Origin of the sequence: Scytonema hofmannii PCC 7110 (genome assembly GCF_000346485.2) — a bacterium.
Classification (GTDB): Bacteria; Cyanobacteriota; Cyanobacteriia; order Cyanobacteriales; family Nostocaceae; genus Scytonema; species Scytonema hofmannii.
Genome location: NZ_KQ976354.1, coordinates 8239839 through 8262058, shown reverse-complemented (window position 1 = coordinate 8262058; position 22220 = coordinate 8239839). Strand labels below are relative to the sequence as shown.

The following is a 22220-nucleotide window of genomic DNA, read 5'->3' as shown; positions in this document are numbered from 1 at the left end:
TTAATTTTATCCTTCATCCTTTACACTTCATACTTTAGCCGTGGCTTTGTCCAGATTCTGAGCAGTAGCTGGAACACCATTTCCTGAAGTATTTGCAGCTGCTTGTAAATGAGCGTCAAGGAACCAGAGGCGTTTGTCGATAGTGCGGGAAACTTCAGTGTAAAGGTCAGCAGTATCAGCATCGCCTAGATCGTCGGTTTTGTCGATCGCTTCGCGCAAATGCTTAGCATAAGGTCCAAAGCGATCCGCCAAAGCAGTGACGTGCTCCATTCCGGCAATAATTTCTGTGGGATACTCTGGTAGAATGGAGCTAGCAGCTGCCATGCGTACAGTTCCGCAAGCATAGCCACCTAGAGCAGTGATCCGTTCAGCAACTAGATCGATGAACTCTTCTAACTCACCTGCGATTTCATCAAACAATTCATGCAATTGATAGAAGTCAGTCCCTTTGACATTCCAATGTGCTTGCTTTGTTTGAGATTTTAAATCTGAAGTGGCTGCTAGGGTTTGGTTGAGAATTGTAACTATCTTGGAGCGTGCGTCTGCGGGAAGATCAATACGCGTTGGATAAAGACGTGATGCAAGTTTGTTGTCAGTCATAGTAAGCGACTCTCTCTTTCATCGGCGTGACACAACTAAGTTTACAAATATTTGTCTGATTTCGGAAACCTTCTCCTGATAGATGGATTTTTATCCGAAGGATTTATAATGATTGTTAATTAATTTGTCTTGATACATAGGTAAAATGTATAGTTTCTAGCTTTAGGTAGCCCTGACTTAAAAGTCAAGCTTATAGCTGAAGTCAGCTAAAGCCTACTCAAGACAAAATTATAGATACGCAGGTAAGATAAATTTGCGAGGCACATGAATAATGTTAAGTTTTAATCGTTCCGATTATATAGCTAATAAAAGCATGGGCGAAGTTAGAGTGCAAGTCAAGCTGATCAACGCAGTTGATGAAGAGTTAGTCAATCGAGGATTGCTTAACCCAAATCAATTGCGCGTATATGAGACTCAAGCACTTATAGATACTGGCGCAGTACGCACTGTTCTGTCAAGGGAGATCGTAGAAAAGCTTGGTTTAAGAATTCGAGGTCAACAAATAGCCAAGTACGCTGATGGTAGACAGGAAGAGGTTGGCTTGACTGGACCTGTAATTATTCAACTCGAAGGAAGAGAAACAACCGAAGCTGCTTTAGTTGCAGGTGATGAAGTGTTAATTGGTCAGACTGTATTGGAAACGTTAGATTTACTTGTAGATTGCAAGAATCAATGTTTAATTCCTAATCCAAAACATCCTGAATATCCAATATTCAGGATATAAGTAAATTGTTATTAGTCATTTGTCCTTTGTCATTAGTCATTCGTCATTAGTAAGAGTTTCAGGCGTTTTTACATTTAGTAACATAGTTTTGTTTATTTCCGCCTCGCGACTTAACTTATTATTCGGAAAGGTCGTCTTTAGTCCTAAGTCCTTAGTTTTTTGCCACTACAAAGGACAAAGGACAAATGACCAATGACCAATGACAAATGACAATTTACGCAATGCGCTTAGCTTCTACAGTTTGAGGTAGCTTTAATGGGTCTGGCAAATTGGGAAATGAGAGTTCCCAGCCATTTGCTAGGGTGAAAATCTTGCCGTCTGCTCCGTCTGTTTGCTTGACAACTTCTTCCTCTAAATCTTTCTTAGCAACGTAAACAACTAAATTTCCAGCATTATTTTGACGCAGCATGACTTTCATGAAATTTTTCCCGCTTTCTAGTGGTATTATGGATGTACTATATATAAATCGTCCTCATTCCCCGTCAGGAGAGGCGTTTTCTTGGCTTTCCTCAACAAGTTCTAGTTCGCTTTTGCGACAACCTACGACATACCCCGTAGTTTGAAGAAAATGAACTGCGTAGATGTAAGACCTTTGTAAAAAAGTGCCTACACTAACGACGTAGCCAACATCTCCTTTCTTGGCGAGGATTGTTCCTATTTCGAGTCCGGGAAAAGTGCCATCGTTTTTGATTAATTTGCGAAGTCGGACTTTATCTCCTATATCAAAGAATGGTTCTAGACCTAGCTCTAGTTCATCCAATTGCATGAGAGTACCTCTGTTGCTCTTTTGCTAAATTCAACAGTTCTTGCACGGTTAAGCTGCGTTTTTTCTCTACCGACTCTTGTCGCACTGCTTCTAACACAGATTTGGTTTCTTCTGAGTTTAAGAAGATACCGTGTTGCTGCAAAACGTTCGATACTAAGTGTCTGCCAGAATGTTTGCCCACAACCAATCGCCGCTCCCACCCTACCTCTTCCGGAGCAAAAGGCTCGTAAGTTGAGGGGTTTTGCAAAACGCCATGAGCGTGAATACCTGCTTCGTGAGCAAAGGTATTTTCACCGACAATAGCTTTCCAAGGCGGTACGGTAGAACCTGATGCTCGGGCAACAAGTCGGGATAGTTCTAACAGACGAGGAGTGTCAATGCCTAAATTTACACCGTAGATGCGTTTGAGTGACATGACAACTTCTTCTAATGCCGCATTTCCAGCCCTTTCACCAAGTCCGTTGACTGTTGTATTTGCGGATGTGGCTCCAGCTTTAATTCCTGCGAGAGCATTGGCGGTAGCCAATCCAAAATCATTATGGGTGTGTATTTCTACAGGAATCAATAATGCTGTTACCAATCGCCTTACCTTAACGTATGTGGTGAAGGGGTCGAGAACGCCAACAGTGTCACAAAACCGAAATCGCGATGCACCCCATTCTTGGGCATAGTTGGCTACATCTAGGAGGAAACTCTCATCAGATCTAGAAGAGTCTTCTCCCCCAACGGCTACCCAAAGCCCTTTATCAACGGCGAAGCTAATGCTGTCTCTGAGTTGTTGTAGTGTAACCCGCCATTGACCTTGAAATTTTGCAGTGATTTGAATTCCCGATACAGGTACGGAAATATGCACTCGCTTCAATCCGCAAGCTATAGATGCTTTAATATCTGATATGACAGCACGGTTCCAGCCTAGAAGTTTGGCTTGCAAATCTAAGTTATGAATTGCCGATATCGCTCGTGTTTCTTGCTCTCCCATTGCAGGGATGCCAACTTCTATCTCGTGAACCCCAATGGCATCAAGAAATTGTGCGATCGCGACTTTCTCTTGTAAGTTAAAGGCGACGCCAGCTGCTTGTTCGCCATCCCGCAGTGTAGTGTCATTAATTAAAATTTGATTCATGAGTTGAATTACGAATGGATGAGTGGTTAGTTGTTAGTGATTAGTTGTTAATAGCTACTAACTACCAACTACTAACTACTAACAACCCTCAGAAGTATGTAATGTATAAGCATAATCAATTACACATTCTTTTTATCTGTTGGTGCTTTTTCTTCACCAAACAGCAAATAGCTAATATAGGTATTAGCAACTCCTGATAAAATTAATAAGCTTAGTCCAGCAATTAAACTCGAAATCATAATGTACCTCTCTCTTTTTAATCGTTTTGTTCACTCACTTGCAGTTATTCTCACTACAATTTGCAACGAGAAATCATTTATTGGTCATTGGTCACTGTTCACTGGTCACTGGTCACTGGTCACTGGTCACTGGTCACTGATTGGTCTCCAACCAATCGAAAATTCGTTCTAATTGTTCTATGTCAACTAATCCGTACTGCCAGAGCAGCATCGCTAATGGTCCGTTATCTAACTCGTGTTTTCTCAGTGCGATAAGCTGGGTACAGCTTGCGCTTCGCGATAAGCCGGGTACGGCTTGCGCTAAGAGCGATGCTGCAAAGCAGCCGCTTCGCGAACGCAATATCTCCTGCAGTTAGTGAAAGCTCCTTTTGTAAAAAACTGATGAATTGTGTATTACTGTAATAATTCATAACTCAATCTCAAAAACTTACAAGTTATCAGCAACACACGTATATACCACCATTTAAGGTTGCCAGCATCGCTCCAACCAATCAATTAATTCTTGGCGAGTTGCGCTCAATTGCAAGACAGTGCTGCGAACGAGAAATGCTGTCAGACATCCATCAATTTGTACCCGCAGAGAACCATCGGAGGGACACCAACACGGAATCGTCAATTCTTGCAAGCGGTGATAGATCCGCCAGCGATCGCATACAGGAATCTCAAGAATATGCTCGCTTGAATTTTGCTCTCTACAAGGTTGCAACATAGTTAATGTTCCTTAGTTACCAATTGTTTTTCCTTTGCTGATGAGTGAAAAGTTTGCAGCCTTTGTTCGAGTAGCTCAATACGCTCTACCAATGAGCGAATCATACGAGCTTCTATATCAGGTAGCTTTCCATGCTCTAGGGGAGAAAGGCGTTCGTCTTGCTTGTGGGAAATAATGCGACCTGGAATTCCTACGACAGTGGAATCTGAAGGGACATCCCGCAAAACAACTGAACCTGCACCTATACGGACGCGATCCTCGATGTGAATATTGCCTAAGACTTTTGCGCCAGCGCCAACAACAACATTTTTACCCAAGGTGGGATGGCGCTTACCGCTTTCTTTGCCTGTTCCTCCAAGGGTAACACCTTGGTAAATCAAACTGTAGTCTCCGACTATGGCGGTTTCTCCAATGACAACTCCCACACCGTGGTCGATAAATACACCTTTGCCTATTTCTGCACCAGGATGAATCTCAATTCCAGTGAAAAACCGCCCCAAATAAGAAATAAAGCGGGGGAGAAAAGTCACTTTCTGACGGTGTAACCAGTGGGCAATACGATGCAAGCAAAGTGCATGCAACCCAGGGTAGCAAAAAAGCACCTCTAACCAGTTACGTGCGGCTGGATCTCGCTCAAATATGATGCGAAAATCCGTTAAGAGTGGTTCAAAAAAAACGCCAGTCAGTATTGCTCTCAGTAAGTTAATGGTGGCAAATTCTGGCATTTTTGTAGGTTTGGAATTTTGGATATGGTCGAGGGACTGTTGCATCGGTACTGTTTAGTGAAAAGAGCCGTATGCGGTTATGTTCTCTGCTTATACCAGATGGCTCTAAAAATCCTTGTCCCGTCGATGCTGATTGTATTTATTGGATTGATTAAGGTTGTACTCACTCGCCCCAAACCCCTAGCTCGTGCAGTCTGAAAATTGTTGTTGGGGTAGGGGTACTAGTATTTTCAGGGCGGGGGGACTAGTATTTATGGGGGAGGGGAATAAGTATTTTTGTACTCGATATAAATCTTCTTACCTGTAGGCTTACGTTGCTTTGAGGCAAGATAAATTTGCATAAATTAACAGGAACTTGCTTGTACTCAAGTGAGTCAAATAGAGTTAAATGTAGAGATTCTGTATACCATATTACTTTTTCTTATTGTATTCTTTTCTATGAAAAAAAACAAGCCCCTCTCTATCTGATGGGGAGTGGGGAGTGGGGAGTGGGGAGTAGAAAAATTTTTATTATCAACTTGCGACGCTGCAAGATCCCCGACTTCAAGGGAGAAGTCGGGGATCTGAGCGATCTGAGTCAACTTATCCATTATCAACTTGCGACTATGGATCATCATAGATTTAAATCAATATCTACCATTAGAGAATAAAAACATAAGAATTTATTAGAGTAAGCATTGTTTAATTATCTAGCTAACTTATTTCCTTTTGACATAGATAAAAGTTAATCTATGTTCTAACAAGATTAAGCAAAAATGAATTGGTCTTAATTTCCATACTGACATTTCCTGAAAGGAACGGTTATCTTTTTACAACCGCGCTTTGTTGTGCTGCAAATTTTTTTGAGGTGAGTGAATTAATGGCTCAATTTCTGCTTGAAACGGTTTGGTTAGTTCCTTGCTACGCCTTAATTGGTGGGCTTTTAGCCGTCCCTTGGTCGCCGGGAATTGTTCGACGTACCGGACCAAGACCTGCGGGCTATGTCAATTTAATTATGACATTTTTCGCGTTTGTCCATGCTGCTTTGGCATTAAGAGCAATTTGGAATCAGCCATCTTATGAAATATCCATACCTTGGTTGAGTACTGCTGGTTTAAACCTCTCCATTGATTTAGAAATTTCTTCAGTGAGTGTAGGTGCAATGGTGGTGATTGCTGGCTTGAATTTGCTGGCGCAGATTTTCGCCCTTGGCTACATGGAGATGGAATGGGGCTGGGCGCGCTTTTATTCTTTATTGGGCTTGTTTGAAGCGGGACTTTGCGCTCTAGCCCTTTGCAACAACTTATTCTTTAGCTATGTAATTCTGGAAATGCTGACTTTAGGAACCTACTTGCTAGTTGGGTTCTGGTTTAGCCAACCACTGGTTGTCACGGGTGCTAGAGATGCTTTCTTGACTAAGCGGGTGGGAGACTTATTTCTGCTGATGGGAGTGCTGGCAATTTGGCCTATAGCCGGAACTTGGAATTACACCGAATTAGCTAATTGGGCGGCGACTACCAACGTCAACCCAACATCGATCGCACTGGTAGGTTTGGCACTTGTTGCAGGACCGATGGGCAAATGTGCTCAATTTCCCCTGCATCTATGGTTGGATGAGGCAATGGAAGGACCTGTTCCCAGCACCATTTTACGGAACTCGGTAGTCGTCGCGAGCGGCGCTTGGGTACTCATTAAACTGCAACCTGTTTTGAGTTTGTCGCCCATAGTTTCTTCAGCAATGGTAGCTATTGGTGTGGTGACGGTGTTTGGTGCTTCAATCATTGCGATCGCCCAAATTGATATCAAACGCTGCTTATCTTATTCAGTCAGCACTTATATGGGTTTGGTGTTTATTGCAGTAGGTACGCAGCAAGACGAAGCCGCACTATTGTTGGTACTCACCCACGCCCTGTGTGCAGCATTGTTGGTCATGAGTACTGGTGGGATTATATGGAACAGTATTACACAAAACGTTACCCAATTGGGTGGATTGTGGTCGCGTCGTCCGATGTCAGGGCTTGCCTATATTATTGGAACCTTGGGATTAATTGGTTTTCCTCCCTTGGGAAGCTTTTGGGCATTACTGAAATTAGCTTCAGGACTCTGGGAAATTAAACCTTGGCTGGTAGGAGTGATAATAGCAGTTAATGCTTTCACAGCTTTCAGTTTAACAAGAGAATTCTGTCTGATTTTTGGTGGTAAACCCAAGCCAATGAGCGAGCGATCTCCAGAAGTTCACTGGCCTATGGTTCTACCAATGATGATTTTGCTAGGTTTTGTTCTACATCTGCCTTTAGTGTTGCAAAGCTTATCACTTCTACCGAGTTGGGCAAGTCTTAATAAAAATGCCGCCTTACTACTGATGTGGTCAAGTGTTTTTGGTTGCAGCATTAGTAGCGTTGTTTATCTAAGCAATATCATTCCCAAACCCGTTCGCCTTCCTTGGAAACCTTTGCAAGACTTAATTGCCTACGACTTTTACACACCAAAACTTTATCGCATGAGCATAATTTTGAGTGTTGACCTGCTTTCTAAATTGGCAGATCTTGTTGACCGTTTTGTAGTCGATGGCTTTGTTAACTTAGTAGGTTTAGCTTCTATTGGTAGTGGCGAAAGACTCAAGTACATCACCTCCGGACAAACTCAGTTTTATGCTTTTACAGTCCTACTAGGTGTTGGTGTTTTTGGAATGCTCGTCACTTGGCCACATTGGGGAACTCAGTTGTTAAACATGATGTTTTAAGTATAAGGAGAGAATACAATGAACAGAATTGTTTCCAGAAGAAATTTACTGAAGTTAGGTGCAGGAGCAGTAGGTACGGGAGTAGTCACAGCAGGAGTCGGCTCTGATTTAGTTTTTCCGCAAAAAGCAGTTGCCAACGATGATACGACTCCCGAGCAAGCGCTGCAACTACTTATAGAGGGGAATGACCGATTTGTCACAAGAAAACGAAAAAACCCCAATCAAACTTTTACGCGTCTGGTAGAAGTTGCCAAAGGTCAGAAACCGTTTGCTGCTATTCTCGGTTGTGCAGATTCACGGGTTCCTTCAGAGATTATTTTTGACCAAGGATTTGGAGATTTGTTTGTCTGTCGTGTGGCTGGTAATATTGCAACGCCAGAAGAAACTGGTAGTCTGGAATTTGGCACTTTAGTATTAGGTTCAAAAGTCATTATGGTGCTGGGGCATAAAAGATGTGGTGCGGTAGAAGCCACAATCAAAGGTGCTCAAGTTCCAGGTCAAATTGCTACTTTACTAGCTGCTATTAAACCGGGCATAGAATTATCCAAGAATCAACCTGGAGATAAGTTAGAAAATGCCTGTAAAGCCAACATTTTGACACAAATAGAAAAGTTAAAAACATCTTCACTTCTCTCACAATTAGTTCTTGATAAAAAACTAATCATTGTGGGCGGTTATTATGATTTAGATACTGGTCGTGTTATCCTACTTAGTTAGCATTTGATGAATCCAAAATAGAAGAGTAGAGACTTTTCAATTCACCATTAATCAAATCAAACTTAAATACACCATGCTCAGTGTTTTAATTTGGCTCCCAATTGTTGCGGCTGCTTTTATAGCATACTTGCCTCTAAATATTCCTGCCAATCGTATTCGTTTAGGAGCATTAACCCTTTCTGGAATAGTTCTTCTCTGGAATCTTTTCATCCTCCTGAAATTTGACATTAACAATCCAGGAATGCAACTACGAGAGTATTTACCCTGGAATGAAGTCCTCGGCTTAAATTATCAACTTGGGGTTGATGGAATTTCCATTTTGATGCTGATTTTAAATAGTTTGCTCACCTGGATTGCAATTTACAGTAGCAGTCAGCAGATTGAACGCCCCCGGCTTTTCTATTCCCTGATTTTATTCGTGAGCGGTGGAGTTGCGGGCGCATTTTTGGCAGAGAATTTACTGCTGTTTTTCCTGTTCTATGAACTCGAACTGATACCCTTTTATCTACTGATTTCCATTTGGGGCGGTCAAAAACGAGGCTACGCTGGAATGAAATTCCTGATATATACTGCTGTTTCCGGAGCTATAATTCTGGCAACTTTCTTAGGTGTAGTTTGGCTCAGTGGCTCCTCTAGCTTTAATTATGATGCACTTTCCACCCAAGCCCTATCAACGGCACTGCAAGTGACTCTGTTACTGGGAATCATACTAGGTTTTGGTATCAAAATTCCTCTGATTCCCTTACACACTTGGTTACCAGATGCTTACGTTGAAGCTTCCGCCCCAATCGCCATTCTTCTTGGTGGTGTGTTAGCAAAGCTAGGAACCTACGGGATTTTGAGGTTTGGGATGGCGCTGTTTCCCCACGCTTGGAGTATTCTCGCCCCATCTTTGGCAATTTGGGGAGCAGTCAGTGCTATTTACGGAGCTGTAGTCGCGATCGCTCAAAAAGATATCAAGCGCATGGTGGCATATAGTTCTATTGGGCATATGGGTTACATTTTCCTCGCTGTTGCTGCTAGCACCAACTTAGCACTCGTCGGTGCGGTTGCCCAAATGGTGAGCCACGGTATTATCCTCGCTATCCTCTTCCATTTGGTGGGAGTCGTAGAAGCTAAGGTGGGAACCCGCGAGTTAGATAAACTCAATGGTTTGATGAGTCCCATACGCGGTTTACCCCTCACCAGCGCCCTACTTGTTTTAGGCGGAATGGCTAGCGCAGGGATTCCAGGTATGACAGGATTTATTGCTGAATTTATTGTCTTCCAGGGCAGTTTCTCTGTTTTTCCGATTCCTACATTATTGTGTGTAGTCGCAACGGGTTTAACTGCTGTCTACTTTGTCATCCTCATCAATCGTACCTGTTTCGGCAGACTCGACAGCAATCTTGCTTATTACCCTCAAGTTCAATGGCATGAGAAAATGCCAGCTCTTATTTTAGCAGCTCTAATCGTGTTCTTAGGAGTACAACCCGCCTGGTTAGTGCGTTGGATAGAACCGACAACAGCAATGGTTGCAGCAATACCTGCTTTGGAAAAAACTGTCACTCCGCAATTAGTAGTCCACCGTCTTAATTCTGATGGGTGATTTAAAAACCGCAAAGACGCAAAGAGCGCGAAGGAAGGGGAAAAGAAGATGAGTCTGAACATCGTTTAGCCTATCAAAATCAATGTGGTCAACAACGAGGGAATGAAAATTTCTTACCCCTACTCCCTACTCCCTACTCCCCACTCCCCATTTTTTAATCAGAGGAAATTAAAATGGTACAAACATCAGATAGATCTGTAAATAAGTTACCTCCTTCTACTCATGAATTTGCAGAAGTCGTTCATCGTTTGGAAGCTGGTGGTTCTATGTTACCGGATACACCAGAAAACCTGATGCAAATTATTGGTATTTATAAAGCTTATGCAGTACCGATGGATTTTTACTGGCGGGACTTGCTTTATATTGCCGAACGTGTTTTTCTAAACCCGTTTCCTTTTTTTAAATACTTCTTGCCTAAAGAGTATTTAGAGCGTCACAATCACTATGCTGGTGATGGTGCTGATTTGCGAGTTTGGCGTGGTGAAGCAATTGCTCATCCCGAACTTTTGGCATTTATGGAAAAGGGTGAAACCTTCAAAATGCCAAAGTTATTCCATCACTTGTTTCACGATCGCATCAACATGGAATTTGCGGAAGCTTGTATGCGGGCTATGCTTTGGCATCGTCATATGTACGAGCCAATGAATAAATTTGATGGTTATTTGGATAGTGAAGAGTATAAAGCCAATGCAGACAGGGCTATTAGGGCATATTTCCAAGGTAATCCCGTCATGATGGGACTGTACAAGCTGTTTCCAGATATGTTTTTAGAACAGTGCCGTCAGATGTCTTACTATGCTAATCTGGGTTTGTTCTGGGAAGTTATGGCACCCGTTTTCTTTGAGATGTCAGACATCTATGATGAAGGTGGATTTAAAGGTGTCCCAGATGCAATGAATTTTTTGGTGAATGGAATTTTTGCGGTCGCAAATCGTCCAATTTACCACCATGTTTATATTCGAGGTGAATGCTACGAAATTATCCCCAAATCTAAAGGCTTTACCTGGCTTTACGAAGCAGCATTACCCTACGTCGAAGCTGTGTTTTATCGTACTGCTCCTTTCCGTGGTACAAAATCTTACAATGCTCAGGCGGGTCAAGTTCCTGATAAGCAGGAGGATTTCCATTATGGTATTCTTTATGCCGATGTATTTCCTGTTGGTACAGCAGGTATTCCACCAACACTATTAATGCAAGATATGTTGCATTTCTTGCCTCAGTATCTTGTTGAGTATTACAAAAAATATTGCCGAGGTGAAGATGATATGTTGATTCAGTTGGGAATTAGTTTTCAACGATCAATGTACAATGTTACGTCTGCGGTTATTCAAGCTTTGCGAACTGCACTTTCACACCCTTTAGACGATCCAAATCCAGAGCATTTACAAGCTAATCGGGAATTTTTTGAAGCACAACTCAATCGATTTTGTCGTCCTGAATATGGTATGCGTAATGCAGCTCGTTTGCGAGATATTCAGCGACAGGATTATCGTTAGGAAAAAGACCTGGCGAATAGAATTCGCGGCTATACAAACGAAGTCCGCCTACGCGGACTAATTGCAGCCTGTGGAGGCAGGCTTTGTTTTTGTAGCCTCACTCTTCCAGAGTGAGGGCAATTTACACCTTTGGGATGCTCCCCCTTCAAACAGGGGCTTTATTTTTTCTTGCCAACCTACCTATGCGAGCGCGATAAGCCAAAGGCTTAAACGGAAGACAGCCGTATCGCAATTTTGCCCACGGCGCGTTCGCTCTCACTATAAGTATGAGCGGCGACGATTTCTTGTAAGGGATATGTGCGGTCAATAATAGTTCTTAGTTTACCCACCTCGCTCAATTCTTTGAGGTAAGCCAAGTCTTGAGTTCTGGGTACTGCTAAAACATTCCTAGCTTTTTTCCCAGGAAGGATGACTGTCAAGATATTTTTTACTACACTTTCAAAGCTAGGGAGTGTAGTTACATAAGTTCCATTTGGTTTAAGAACTTTTTGACAGCTAGAAAATGACTGCTTGGCAACCGCGTCTAAGATAATATCGTACTGTAGGGTCTCCTCGGTAAAGTCTTGTTGCGTATAGTCAACGATTCGGTCTGCTCCCAAAGATTTTACCAAATCCACGTTTTTTGTACTGCAGATGGCTGTCACTTCTGCTCCTAAAGCTTTAGCAATTTGTACGGCGTAGGTTCCGACACCACCAGAAGCACCATTAACGAGAACAGCGTGTCCTGGTTGAATATTACCCAAGTCCCGTAACGATTGCAAAGCCGTCAGCCCTGCGACAGGTACGGAAGCGGCTTCCTCATATGTCATATTTGTGGGTTTGAGTGCAGCACTTGTTTCAGGAACGGCTGTAAATTCGGCGTAAGCCCCTCCCTTTACACCAACGTTGGCGTAAATTGCATCTCCCGGCTTAAATTGTTTAACTTGGGAACCGACTTCTACAACATCTCCTGACAAATCAAATCCCAAAATTATGGGGAATTTATTTCCCGTAATAAATTTCAACATTCCCTTGCGGATTTTCCAATCAACAGGATTGATGCAAGAGGCGCGGACTTTAACGAGCAATTCTGTAGGTTGAATCTTTGGTGGTTCCACTTCTTCATACTGCAAAACTTCCGGGGAACCGTATTGGCGGATAACTGCTGCTTTCATGGGATACCTCTTGATGAGTGTTTTTTAAAGTTAGAACGAATATGAAATTCTTTTGAGAACTTACATTTTTTAATAAACGCGTATTGATTTTATTTCAATATTAGATAATTATAAGAAAAGTTATGCAGGAAAAAATACTTGTTTATTATTATACATAATAGATAAGATGAGATCGCTTGCAAGGGCTTAAATAGTTCAAAAGTTCAAATGCAAAGCTTTTCAATCCTACTTCAAAATCCAAAATTTGTATTGCTAGTCCCAATTTATATCCATGTGAATTTAATGTAAAAGACTTATTACTACTTTTGGGGGAAGAAGAATGTTAGATTTTGGAATAGTTAGTTTTTTACCAAATATTATAATTTTCTCTAACTTTACAAAAGAATATTTACAAGAAACTAAATCTCAACCAAAGGTAGAAATTAATGCTGAGCTTAGAGAGATGACAGAAGATTTTGACTTTCAATTAGAAAATTATACAATTTTTCATCATGGATTTACCCATAATATAAATATTAATGTTCAATATCAATATGTTAAGGGGATAGAGAATGGGCAGTATCCAGATTTTCTCAAACTGGAGCAAGACATAAAACAGTTTTTAGTAAATTATCCCAATGAAACAGATTTTTGGGAAATTATCAACAAGGAACTAGCTAAAATGTTACTTGTTAAGTACCCTCAACTCTCATCTATCACTCTTAAGATTCATGTACAGCCTGATGTGAAAGTGACAAGACCGCGCTCTAGTACTGTAACTTTGACTAGATATCAACAGTAGGGCTTTTGTATGTGTAGGTTGGGTTACAATACTGCAAGGGATTACGATCATTGAGGTATCAGAAACCCGGTTTCTTGAAGAAACCGGGTTTCTAAGTTCCGCTTAGGGATGTCCAAGAAATAAATTATCCATCTTGTGGGACGGGCGTCCTCGCCCGTTCTATATCAGGGGCGGGCTAGAAGCCCGCACCACAAGAGAAAGTTGGATATTTTTTTATTTGGAAGTCCTTTATACAACTAGTATTGGGTTGGGTTGAATGTAGCTCCCCAACTTACAAATAATATTTAAAAATTTATTGTTGAGAGACAAATTGAGCTAAACGCTTTAAGATTTTTACGACATTATCTATATCATCACGGCTATCTAAGGCGAACAAATCAGATAGAGCATATTGAGGGGTTTGTGCTAGCACAAGTTTAATAAATCTAAACTCACTGCCATTTGTTACAAATCCAAAAGCAGGTTTTTCTGGAGTTAAATTAGTTAACATATAAGTCAATGCTTGTGGAATCGCTGGAACTAAGGAATATTCTGCTCGTTTTGCTTCAATAACAAGAACCCAGAATGGAGGTTGAAAAACCAAGATATCGATACGTCCTCTGATAATTGTTTCTTCGTCTTCTGAAGAAATTTCAACTTCTCGCTCTGAAGCAATGTAGAAAGGGGATTTGTAAAAACCTGCAAGCCGCAAGAGTGGTGATAGTACTACCATTTTGACGACAGGTTCTAATATGGTGTATTGGGAAAGATGGAGATATTCTGCTTTGACTTCAATGAGGGTTTGCTTGTCGGATTCGCTTAATTCTGGTAGATTATCTTGCCACTCTCGGAAGAATTGTTCATCTTGTGAACGTTGTAAATTAAATTTCTCTACGAGATCGACTAGGGTAACTTCTTTGCCTTGGATAATTTGAACCATATTTTGTGATGAATCTTGTTTGCTATTGAGGTTTGTTACTGAAGGTCGAGTGTATGTCGAAGTGCGACATCTACAGACAACATATCTGACCAAATACCGATGGCATCGTAGACATCCATGTCAGGTCGTTCCCAATCTTCTGCAAAACTTTGCAATCTGGTACGTAGGTTTGCTGCTTGCTCTGGATTGATGCCGCGAACTTGTAAGTCTACAGCGCCAATCGGAGTTGGAAGAAAAGTAACAATAACTCGTACTTCATCTATACCTTCTGGAATCTCTGGTAACTCAATCTTACCGTTGCGGTAAATTCCTTCTACTGAATGCAACATGGTTTTTATGATTCGTTATATGTACTTAAGATAACTTTTCAACCACTTGTAAGACCATGCGATCGCCAAGATACCGGGAGCATCCCGTTTTGGCAAATATGCCTTCAGAATAGAATTCTGAGGCTACACAAACAAAGTTCACCTACGTGAACTTAATATTTAAGTCCTTGTCTTGCGGACGAGCGTTTGTATAGCCGCGATTTCAAAGGTATGGGCTTAACAGAATAATTTTATACTAACAAAGTCTACTCCATGGATTCCTTTTCGGATGTTGGATTATTTTGAAGTGACTTTACGTAGCTGTCGGATAACAAATAATAATTTTATGACCCAAACACTACCACGAATGCTCGTTTGGTAGTGAGGATTGCATTTGAAATTCCTTTAATTCATAGATTCAAAGTCAACAAGAAGCAAATTTATTCCATCCATTATTATTGGAAATTTTTCTTCTGGTATGTTTAACTCCTGAAAACATTTATCTCTATATCTTTCTTTTTCAGTAAAATTAGTGATGGCTTTAACTAATGGCTTTTTTACTTCGTAACTTTCTTCAGCTTTAGCGATTGCACGTGCGGGTATTTCGTTATTTACACGCAATATTGCTAAGTCAATCAAATCTCTAGATTGTGTACTTGAATCGTTCCATCGGTCAGCATTAGCCATTAGTTTTGACGTAAAGCGATCGCTTATACTCAGACAAGGAATTTTTGTCCATTCAGGATAAACAGGAGGGTCTAAAGTAAAAATACCATTGGCTACAATTTCTACTTTAATAGTTGTTTCATTGACTACAACAGGGAAACGAATACCATATTGATTTATTGTAGTGTCACCTAATTCGATATCTGTTGTACTTTGAAATAATGCTACAATTCCTTCATCGTAAATCAAATTTCTTAAATACCTGTAATTTTCAGTTGCATAAGGGAAGAGAAAATCAATATCTTTACTAAGCCTGTATTCATCATACTCTAACGCCAAGAGTGTACCACCACCAAAGTATGCAGAAGCTTTTTTGAAAACTTCTGGATTGAAAGCATTAAGGATTTTAAGTATATTATTGTGATGAGCGAGATTAAACATTTCAAAATCCGGTAATATCCAAGAGTTATATTTTTTTGCTAAATAATGAACAAAATCCTTTTCTTCTTGTTTTAAATTGTTGAAGGTAGTTTGATGATGCCAATTGCGTTGATACAATTGAACAATTTCTTTCTCACTCATTTGATATACATTTTTTAGCTGCCAACCAATAGACTCTAGAAATGGTAGCTTTTGTGGATTGAGCATATGATCGGGACATAACTCACGACGTTTATCGGGACGGCTTGCCAAATAACCCTTTAGCCAATGGCAACCCTTTGCTAACAGATCATCTGGGTTTAGACTCTATAGAATAACTGCTTTATCTCCACCAGTAGAAGCAAGAGTTTGTCCATCAGGGCTAAGAAGAATTGTGAAGACCGAATCGCTATGATCGCTGAGAGTGGTGATTTCGGTTTTGGTGTGGAAATTCCACAGTTTGATGGTCTTGTCTAAACTGGCGGAAGCTAAAGTTTTGCCATCGGGACTGAAACTCACACTTAAACTATTTTAAAATTCAAGCTCTGTGTCAGTATCTTGGCTTCTAAGGATTGCCATGATTTCAACCACATCGTTTTCAATACGGTAATAGATGCTATTCACACCACATACGCTGCGGCGATAGCCTTTGCGGATAAAATCAACAGAGGGGTATAAATAGGGCTGTGCAGCTATCTGCTCAAAGCGGTCAAAAAGGTCATTATAGTACTGGTCTGCGGCTGCTTCGCCCCATGTCTCTAAGCCATAAAAATAAATTTGCCGCAAGTCTTCCTTAGCCGCTTGCGTCAATCTGTAATTAGCCATTAGAATCCAATACTTTCTTAAATTCTGCCAGAATTTCCTGACGGTTAGGGGTGATAAAGCCGCTTTGCTCTGCTTGAATTAGCTTGAGGCGGATTTCTTCAACTTTCTCTTGTTTGGCACGAGCCTTACGTATCAGGTCGTTCACCACATCGCTTTTACTGGCATATTCCTGACTCTCCACTTGTGCTTTTAACCAGGCATCATTCGGGGGTGTAAGTGAAATGCTTTGACGGGGCATAATCTTTTCCTTCAACTTGTGATGCAATTATACACCATAATTACACCACAAGAAAGAGATAAAATCTAAAAATAAGTGAGCACTACATTGTAAATTCTGGCAACGCTTTTGTTTTAGGAATTTCACAGCGATCGTCTCAGTAAGATTATGGCTCTAGACGGGACAGTTTTTGATGTCCCTGACACTCAAGAAAATGCCTGAGTCTTTGGTTATCCTGGTTCTCTCAAATGTTTCAAAGCCTACGATGGTGGTAAAATTTCTTTACATTTAAGTTTTACTGGTAGCTTACGAGTGCTTCGATATGCTATAACTCAGTTTCAAGCAACGTTACGAATTCTCGCCCATAAGACCAGATTTTGTGGTGGAATTGCGATCGAGTAGTGATGTGTTAGAAACACTGCAAACTAAGATGCAGGAATATATGGACAATGGGGTACAGCTAGGCTGGCTGATTAATCCGCAACAGCAACACGTAGAAGTATACCGTGTAGGACAATCTGTTGAAGTGTTGCGATCGCCAACACTGCTTTCAGGAGAAGATGTGTTACCTGGATTTGAGTTAAGTTTAAATAAGGTGTGGGCTTAACAGGATAATTTTATGCTGAAAGCTGACTATCTTGCTGAGGTACAAAAGCTAGAATAATATCTGCTTCGGGAATACCGTTATCTATTAAATCTTGAGTAATCCCTGAGTCCATTCCATCGTACTCAACAATAACTTTTTCACCTGACAGCGTTATATAAATTAGATTACCCCTGACTCGTTTTCCTCGATCCCAACCTACTTGCATCAAACCATATCTATCTTGGGCTTCATCAAATATAGTGTCTAGCCTTATGTTGCCATGGGACGGTTTGAGGTGTGAGTACTGGGTTATTACTTGCTTGACTATTTGACGGTATTGATTTGTTTTATCCATTTTGTGATCTCAACCCTTTGTAAATTTACAATAATCATTGTAGATACTTAGGTTTCATGGTTTGCATTGTTTTTTGTCCTGCTATGAGTCTTTGTACTCATCCTTCAGTCACGCTGACCTTAGTCGTGTTATGCTGAACTTCATCTTGGACGAAGCTATCTTTTGAGAAACTATTATGTCAGACGGAAGCATTCGGAGTGATGGCTGATAAATTGGTAAAAGCGTCTAGGGAAAGTTTTCTCAATTCAAAATTTAAAATGGTAAGAGGTAGCAATGACAGAGTTACTCGAAAAAGCGATCGCCAAACTAAAAACCCTACCTGCAAGCGAGCAAGATTCTATTGCGGTGATGATTTTAGAAGAACTTGAAGACGAGGTACGATGGGATCGAGTGTTCGGTAGTTCACAAGATGCATTGGCTCAACTTGCAGCCGAAGCCATGGCTGAACATCGTGCAGGTAAAACACAAGAGCTAGATCCAGAAAAACTGTGAAGTCACGTACAACAGTTCGGTTTCGTAGAGCCTTCGCCGATTTGCCCGAACAGGTTCAAGAGCAAATACGCTCTGCATATCGCCTCTTCAAGCAAAACCCTGCTCATCCAAGCTTGAGGTTTAAACAGGTGCATCCAATCTTAAATATTTATTCCGCTCGAATTAGCAAAAACTATCGAGCAGTTGGTCAGATAGATGGAGATACTATCATTTGGTTTTGGGTTGGCTCTCATGCAGAATATAACAGATTACTATCTCAGTTATAAGCGTTTTATGTTTAATTGCAGCAATTTTCAGACTAATAACCTATATCTTGTGGGGTAAGTATTTTTTACGTTTTCAAAAAACTGATAAGTAGGAACTTCTTGTAGCCGTTCCAGTCGTACCCGCTCACCAATAGTATCAAAAAAATCTGCCGCCCAAGACGTCGTCTACTACCGACAATCCTACCGTAAGCCAGAACCAGAGCTTACTTCGGCTCGAAAATCCCTTCCACTTCACGTAGTCTTGTCGATATACCCAAAGCAGAGTCGTCTAAAACTGTACCGAATGCACCGCGCAAAGCATCTCCATCCACCAATGCCCAAGCCTCCATCTCCCGAATCGGCACAACACCCACTATCCGATCTTGCTGTCTAGCTAATTCTGCTACAATGCGATCGCGTATTAAGAACTAACTCTAACAGTGCAGCAAGTGTTGTCTGCTTCAGATAATCTTATGATTAGGAGGTAAAAATCGCTTTTTTGGTAAAGTTTTGCACCTGATAACCTTTTATACTATTCATAAAAAATTATTAACTTGTATTTAAAAGAACTAGAGCAGTGCTGATGAAAATTCAAACACTAATCTCAGCTATTACATCATTCCTAATTACATTTATTTACACAATAGTCATTAGCCGTAGTACCAATTTTCAAACCATAGGTTCTCATTTTTCCCCATCACCTACACTCACTGCTGATTCTAGAAACTCTAACATTACCTTCTTTTGCGGAGAGAAAGAAGGAGTACCAGCTACGCTTGCTCGTACCTTTAAGGGAACATACCCAATTATTAAATGGAAAAAAAAGTATTATTCTGAAACAGAGGAAGACCCTTTAATTCGATGTGTGCGTGTATCAGGAATAATTCATACTTACCACCAACAGGGAATTCTAGACTATATTAACATAGGGAAAATACAAGGAAAACGTGTTGTTTGTGCTATTAATCAAGTGGACAAAAAGTGTAGTAGATTGCTATATATACTTGAGCCAGGAGAGAATCCTAAATTAGAGTTAAAGGTACTGCGCGAAGTTTTAAAGCATCCAAGTGAGTCTGAAAAGATTCGTAGTCGTGGTGGTTATGCTCCGCCAAGAGGACTAAAACCACCATCAAATTCTACTCGCACTGGTGGTGGTAGGTGAAATATTCCAGGTTAGCTTAATCATTTTCTTAAAATGTCTGTTTTGGCAGATTTTTGAAGCTTCAGGATAAATTTTCAGATAATTCTTGAGATAGTGACAGCCTTGTGCAAGTAGTTCATCCAAATCTTTAATAAGATATAGTGATATTTTACTTGTGCTTCCCATCGCAGCAACTTGTTTGCCATCAGAACTGAAGCTTATATTTATAACTTTTCCTTGATTGTTACCAAATTGAGCAATTTGCCGTCCTGCTAAATTCCAGATTCGTAATGAGCCGTCCGATCCAACAGTAGCGATTCTCTGTCCATCTGGGCTGAAGCTAACCTGTCGGAGCTGATCTTGGTAGGTGCTAAATTTGGATAACTCTTTTCCTAAGTGATTCCAAATCCTAACTGTACCATCTAATTCTGCTGTTGCTAAGCGTTGACTGTCTGAACTAAAACTCATATTTGTTATCCAGCCATCAACCTTTAGTTCTTGCAATTGTTGTCCCGACCAGTTCCATAATTTAACTACACCATCTCCACCAAGAGTAGCAATAAGGTTTCCGTTTGGGCTAAGACTAAGGCTTGCAACTACACTCTGATGCCCTTGAAATTCCCTCAGTTTATGCCCCAACTGGTTCCAGATGTAAATTCTACCGTTTTGTCCTGCTGTAACTATCCGTTGTTCATCCAATCTGATTATGTCAGTAATTACGCCTTGATGTCCTTGCCACTCTGCCAGTAGCTTTCCTGACTTACTCCAAATATCAACATTGCCGTTTTGTCTTGCTATTGCTAAATTCCCATCACTGCTCAAGCTGATGCTTGTCACTCTACCTGGATGCGCTTGTATTTCACCTAATAATTTTTCCGATAAACCCCAGACTTTAACATTACCATCAACTCCTGCTGTAACCAAAGGTTGTCTAACAGAGCTAAAATTTACACTTGCAAATGCGTCTAAAGCTCCTTGAGAAGTTTTTTTCCTTAACATATCCAAGTTCGAGTCACTCACTTGCTTATGCTTTTCAATGCTTTCAAGAATAATCTGTAAAGCTAACATTGGACTAGTTGCTGGATACTTTTCTAATGGAAGATCCTTTACTAAAGACTCTAATTCTTGACTAACCTGCATTGCTGATAGTAGAGCTTCTACTTTGTCTACAGACTCTGTAGATTGAAATTGTCGTAAAGCAACTGCTCCTGATTGCTCTAAATATGTACCTTTCTGTGCTGTTACCAAATTTTTGTTAGCTGCCATAAGTTCTGCTCTCACCACTATCAACGAAGCTACTGCTCCTATCAAAGTAGCCCCTAATACAATAGAAGCAATAAGAATTCGTTGATATGCTTTGCGGTTAGCTTCTGCTAAAACTTTTTTTGCTTCTGCTTCTACTTCTAAGCGCTTCTGCACATCTCGCTGTTCTAACTCCTGACTCGCAGCTAAAAATTGATAATCTACATCACTCAAGCTTTTACCTGTCGCCCAAGCTTGAGCATCTCGCAGAGTTTGTCCCCGCAAGAGGCGCGATTCATCTTGTCTTTCAGAAGCAACCCAGGCGTTAAGTGCTTCAGCATAGGGGCGTAGTTTTCCTAATTGCTGTTCGCACCATTCTTGGTTAAACACCTCTTGATAAATGCGGTTATAAATTCGCAGTTTTCCATCCCGTTTCACCACTAATCCTGTTAACCGCAGTTCTGTTTGTTCTGGGCTATCATCGGCTGTGACTTCTTCATGCTGTAAAATTTGTTGACACAACCCTAGCAATCTTCCACTACGCTTTTCTCCAGTTAGCAGCAAGCGATCACGAATTGTTTTCAGGTGTTCTGGTTCATCTTGTGCTTCCCAATTCTCAATGATGTGCTTTTGTACTAGTTGTTCTATGTATTGGGGGAGTAGGGAGTGGGGAGTAGGGAGTAGGGAGTGAGGGACAGATTGTACTACTAGTTTACAAACCTTTTGGGTGAGGAAGGGTTGTCCGCCCGTCCAATTAAGTATCGATAGCATCAAGGCTTGGGGATCGCCTACGGTTGCAAGTCCCCGTGCTAGGGGTTCTGCTTCTTGTGGTTGAAATCCGGCTAAATCAATTGCTCGTCCGATGTTGAAGGGAGTTCGCTGTCTATCTTTTATCAAATCTCTTGGTGTTGTCACACCTAAGATTGCAAACGTAAGGCGGCGATAGTCATGTTGGTCTGCTCGTCGATTGTAACATTCACGAATGACGGCAAAGAAGTCATCGGTATTGAACTTTAAACTGAGGATACTATCAATTTCATCAATAAAAACGACAATACTAGTATCAATCGATGCCAATAAGATTTCTTGAATAAATTTACTAAAGCGTTGCGGTAGGGGTAGTAAGTGATGACTCTCCCACCAATTATCTATATCAAATTCATATAAATAAAAACTGCTCGCAATGCTATCAATCACTCCTGCATACCATTGCTCTGGAGTTGTATCTACAACACTCATATCAATAGCAGCACAGGCAATACCTTCTTTCTGCAATCTATCCATTACTCGTACTCGCAAGCTGGATTTGCCCATTTGTCGCGAGTTGAGTACGTAACAAAATTCTCCCGCCTTTAAACTTTCGTAAATGTCCCGATCTGCTTGGCGAGTGACGTAGGTGGGTGCGTCTTGAGGGAGGCTTCCTCCAACTTGATACTGGTATTGTGTCATACCAATTTTGG

The 22220-nt window shown here is 41.0% G+C and carries 26 protein-coding genes and 1 pseudogene; 10 read left to right on the top strand and 17 right to left on the bottom strand.

Going from position 1 to position 22220, the window contains the following annotated elements; translation table 11 throughout:
• Nucleotides 1–27: 27 nt before the first annotated feature.
• Nucleotides 28–600, bottom strand: a complete 573-nt coding sequence (gene dps, locus WA1_RS34975; protein ID WP_017743380.1) for a DNA starvation/stationary phase protection protein Dps — start codon at nt 598–600, stop codon at nt 28–30.
• A gap of 271 nt (nt 601–871) precedes the next feature.
• Between dps and WA1_RS34970 the strand changes: the two genes are divergently transcribed.
• Complete coding sequence (locus WA1_RS34970; RefSeq protein WP_017743381.1) at nt 872–1324, top strand: retroviral-like aspartic protease family protein; 453 nt, start codon at nt 872–874, stop codon at nt 1322–1324.
• A gap of 214 nt (nt 1325–1538) precedes the next feature.
• Here the strand turns inward: WA1_RS34970 and nifT are convergent, their stop codons facing one another.
• The 6 genes from nifT to cysE form a co-directional block, all read right to left on the bottom strand.
• Nucleotides 1539–1742 carry a putative nitrogen fixation protein NifT gene (nifT, locus tag WA1_RS34965; protein WP_017743382.1) on the bottom strand — a complete coding sequence of 68 codons (204 nt, stop codon included), beginning with the start codon at nt 1740–1742 and terminating at the stop codon, nt 1539–1541.
• 54 nt (nt 1743–1796) lie between these two features.
• Nucleotides 1797–2090: a nitrogen fixation protein NifZ gene (locus tag WA1_RS34960; RefSeq protein ID WP_017743383.1), complete on the bottom strand. Its 294-nt coding sequence runs from the start codon at nt 2088–2090 to the stop codon at nt 1797–1799.
• A complete protein-coding gene (gene nifV, locus WA1_RS34955; RefSeq protein ID WP_017743384.1) occupies nt 2077–3213 on the bottom strand; it encodes a homocitrate synthase in 1137 nt (378 codons plus the stop codon). The genes WA1_RS34960 and nifV overlap by 14 nt, the downstream gene beginning before the upstream one ends.
• 372 nt (nt 3214–3585) lie before the next feature.
• On the bottom strand, nt 3586–3792 hold the full coding sequence (locus WA1_RS60595) for a DUF2949 domain-containing protein (RefSeq protein ID WP_081403001.1): 207 nt from the start codon (nt 3790–3792) through the stop codon (nt 3586–3588).
• Between the two features lie 123 nt (nt 3793–3915).
• Complete coding sequence (locus WA1_RS34950) at nt 3916–4161, bottom strand: Asr1405/Asl0597 family protein (RefSeq protein ID WP_017743386.1); 246 nt, start codon at nt 4159–4161, stop codon at nt 3916–3918.
• 2 nt (nt 4162–4163) lie between these two features.
• On the bottom strand, nt 4164–4931 hold the full coding sequence (gene cysE / locus WA1_RS34945) for a serine O-acetyltransferase (RefSeq protein WP_017743387.1): 768 nt from the start codon (nt 4929–4931) through the stop codon (nt 4164–4166).
• An 814-nt stretch (nt 4932–5745) separates the two neighbouring features.
• On the opposite strand from cysE, the gene WA1_RS34935 reads away from it, so the two are divergent.
• From WA1_RS34935 to WA1_RS34920, 4 genes are all read left to right on the top strand, one after another.
• A complete protein-coding gene (locus WA1_RS34935) occupies nt 5746–7608 on the top strand; it encodes an NAD(P)H-quinone oxidoreductase subunit F (protein WP_017743389.1) in 1863 nt (620 codons plus the stop codon).
• Nucleotides 7609–7626: 18 nt separating this feature from the next.
• Complete coding sequence (locus tag WA1_RS34930) at nt 7627–8325, top strand: carbonic anhydrase (protein WP_017743390.1); 699 nt, start codon at nt 7627–7629, stop codon at nt 8323–8325.
• 73 nt (nt 8326–8398) lie between these two features.
• Nucleotides 8399–9913: an NADH-quinone oxidoreductase subunit M gene (locus WA1_RS34925; protein ID WP_017743391.1), complete on the top strand. Its 1515-nt coding sequence runs from the start codon at nt 8399–8401 to the stop codon at nt 9911–9913.
• 173 nt (nt 9914–10086) lie between these two features.
• On the top strand, nt 10087–11409 hold the full coding sequence (locus WA1_RS34920; RefSeq protein WP_017743392.1) for a CO2 hydration protein: 1323 nt from the start codon (nt 10087–10089) through the stop codon (nt 11407–11409).
• 206 nt (nt 11410–11615) lie between these two features.
• Here WA1_RS34920 and WA1_RS34915 read toward each other — a convergent pair whose 3' ends face one another.
• Nucleotides 11616–12563, bottom strand: a complete 948-nt coding sequence (locus WA1_RS34915; protein ID WP_017743393.1) for an NAD(P)-dependent alcohol dehydrogenase — start codon at nt 12561–12563, stop codon at nt 11616–11618.
• A 319-nt stretch (nt 12564–12882) separates the two neighbouring features.
• On the opposite strand from WA1_RS34915, the gene WA1_RS34910 reads away from it, so the two are divergent.
• Nucleotides 12883–13344 carry a hypothetical protein gene (locus WA1_RS34910; protein ID WP_017743394.1) on the top strand — a complete coding sequence of 154 codons (462 nt, stop codon included), beginning with the start codon at nt 12883–12885 and terminating at the stop codon, nt 13342–13344.
• Nucleotides 13345–13636: 292 nt separating this feature from the next.
• Here the strand turns inward: WA1_RS34910 and WA1_RS34905 are convergent, their stop codons facing one another.
• The 6 genes from WA1_RS34905 to WA1_RS34880 form a co-directional block, all read right to left on the bottom strand.
• Entirely contained in the window at nt 13637–14263 is a 627-nt protein-coding gene (locus WA1_RS34905; protein ID WP_017743395.1) for a type I restriction enzyme HsdR N-terminal domain-containing protein, read from the bottom strand.
• A 35-nt stretch (nt 14264–14298) separates the two neighbouring features.
• On the bottom strand, nt 14299–14592 hold the full coding sequence (locus WA1_RS34900; RefSeq protein ID WP_017743396.1) for a hypothetical protein: 294 nt from the start codon (nt 14590–14592) through the stop codon (nt 14299–14301).
• Between the two features lie 384 nt (nt 14593–14976).
• Nucleotides 14977–15930 (bottom strand): nucleotidyl transferase AbiEii/AbiGii toxin family protein, encoded by a 954-nt coding sequence (locus WA1_RS34895; RefSeq protein ID WP_272819302.1) that lies wholly within the window; start codon nt 15928–15930, stop codon nt 14977–14979.
• A 54-nt stretch (nt 15931–15984) separates the two neighbouring features.
• On the bottom strand, nt 15985–16176 hold the full coding sequence (locus tag WA1_RS34890) for a WD40 repeat domain-containing protein (RefSeq protein WP_017743398.1): 192 nt from the start codon (nt 16174–16176) through the stop codon (nt 15985–15987).
• Nucleotides 16177–16188: 12 nt separating this feature from the next.
• A complete protein-coding gene (locus WA1_RS34885) occupies nt 16189–16482 on the bottom strand; it encodes a type II toxin-antitoxin system RelE/ParE family toxin (protein WP_017743399.1) in 294 nt (97 codons plus the stop codon).
• The gene (locus WA1_RS34880) at nt 16475–16720 is read right to left on the bottom strand and encodes a ribbon-helix-helix domain-containing protein (RefSeq protein ID WP_017743400.1); all 246 of its coding nucleotides are present in this window, start codon (nt 16718–16720) and stop codon (nt 16475–16477) included. Before WA1_RS34880 ends, WA1_RS34885 begins: the two co-directional genes overlap by 8 nt.
• A gap of 319 nt (nt 16721–17039) precedes the next feature.
• Between WA1_RS34880 and WA1_RS34875 the strand changes: the two are divergent.
• Nucleotides 17040–17306 (top strand): annotated as a pseudogene (locus WA1_RS34875) (Uma2 family endonuclease); the annotation flags it as partial.
• A gap of 10 nt (nt 17307–17316) precedes the next feature.
• Here the strand turns inward: WA1_RS34875 and WA1_RS34870 are convergent.
• Nucleotides 17317–17640 carry a XisI protein gene (locus tag WA1_RS34870; RefSeq protein ID WP_017743402.1) on the bottom strand — a complete coding sequence of 108 codons (324 nt, stop codon included), beginning with the start codon at nt 17638–17640 and terminating at the stop codon, nt 17317–17319.
• Nucleotides 17641–17913: 273 nt separating this feature from the next.
• Here WA1_RS34870 and WA1_RS34865 point away from each other — a divergent pair, with 273 nt between their 5' ends.
• On the top strand, nt 17914–18132 hold the full coding sequence (locus tag WA1_RS34865; RefSeq protein ID WP_017743403.1) for a hypothetical protein: 219 nt from the start codon (nt 17914–17916) through the stop codon (nt 18130–18132).
• On the top strand, nt 18129–18398 hold the full coding sequence (locus tag WA1_RS34860) for a type II toxin-antitoxin system RelE family toxin (protein WP_017743404.1): 270 nt from the start codon (nt 18129–18131) through the stop codon (nt 18396–18398). The genes WA1_RS34865 and WA1_RS34860 overlap by 4 nt, the downstream gene beginning before the upstream one ends.
• 203 nt (nt 18399–18601) lie before the next feature.
• Here WA1_RS34860 and WA1_RS57475 read toward each other — a convergent pair whose 3' ends face one another.
• Nucleotides 18602–18751, bottom strand: coding sequence for a hypothetical protein (locus WA1_RS57475; RefSeq protein ID WP_158516729.1), 150 nt, complete (start codon nt 18749–18751; stop codon nt 18602–18604).
• A 209-nt stretch (nt 18752–18960) separates the two neighbouring features.
• Between WA1_RS57475 and WA1_RS34855 the strand changes: the two genes are divergently transcribed.
• Nucleotides 18961–19539, top strand: a complete 579-nt coding sequence (locus WA1_RS34855; protein ID WP_017743406.1) for a COP23 domain-containing protein — start codon at nt 18961–18963, stop codon at nt 19537–19539.
• Here WA1_RS34855 and WA1_RS34850 read toward each other — a convergent pair.
• Complete coding sequence (locus tag WA1_RS34850; RefSeq protein ID WP_017743407.1) at nt 19507–22209, bottom strand: AAA-like domain-containing protein; 2703 nt, start codon at nt 22207–22209, stop codon at nt 19507–19509. The two genes, WA1_RS34855 and WA1_RS34850, sit on opposite strands and share 33 nt — an antisense overlap.
• Between the last annotated feature and the right edge of the window lie 11 nt (nt 22210–22220).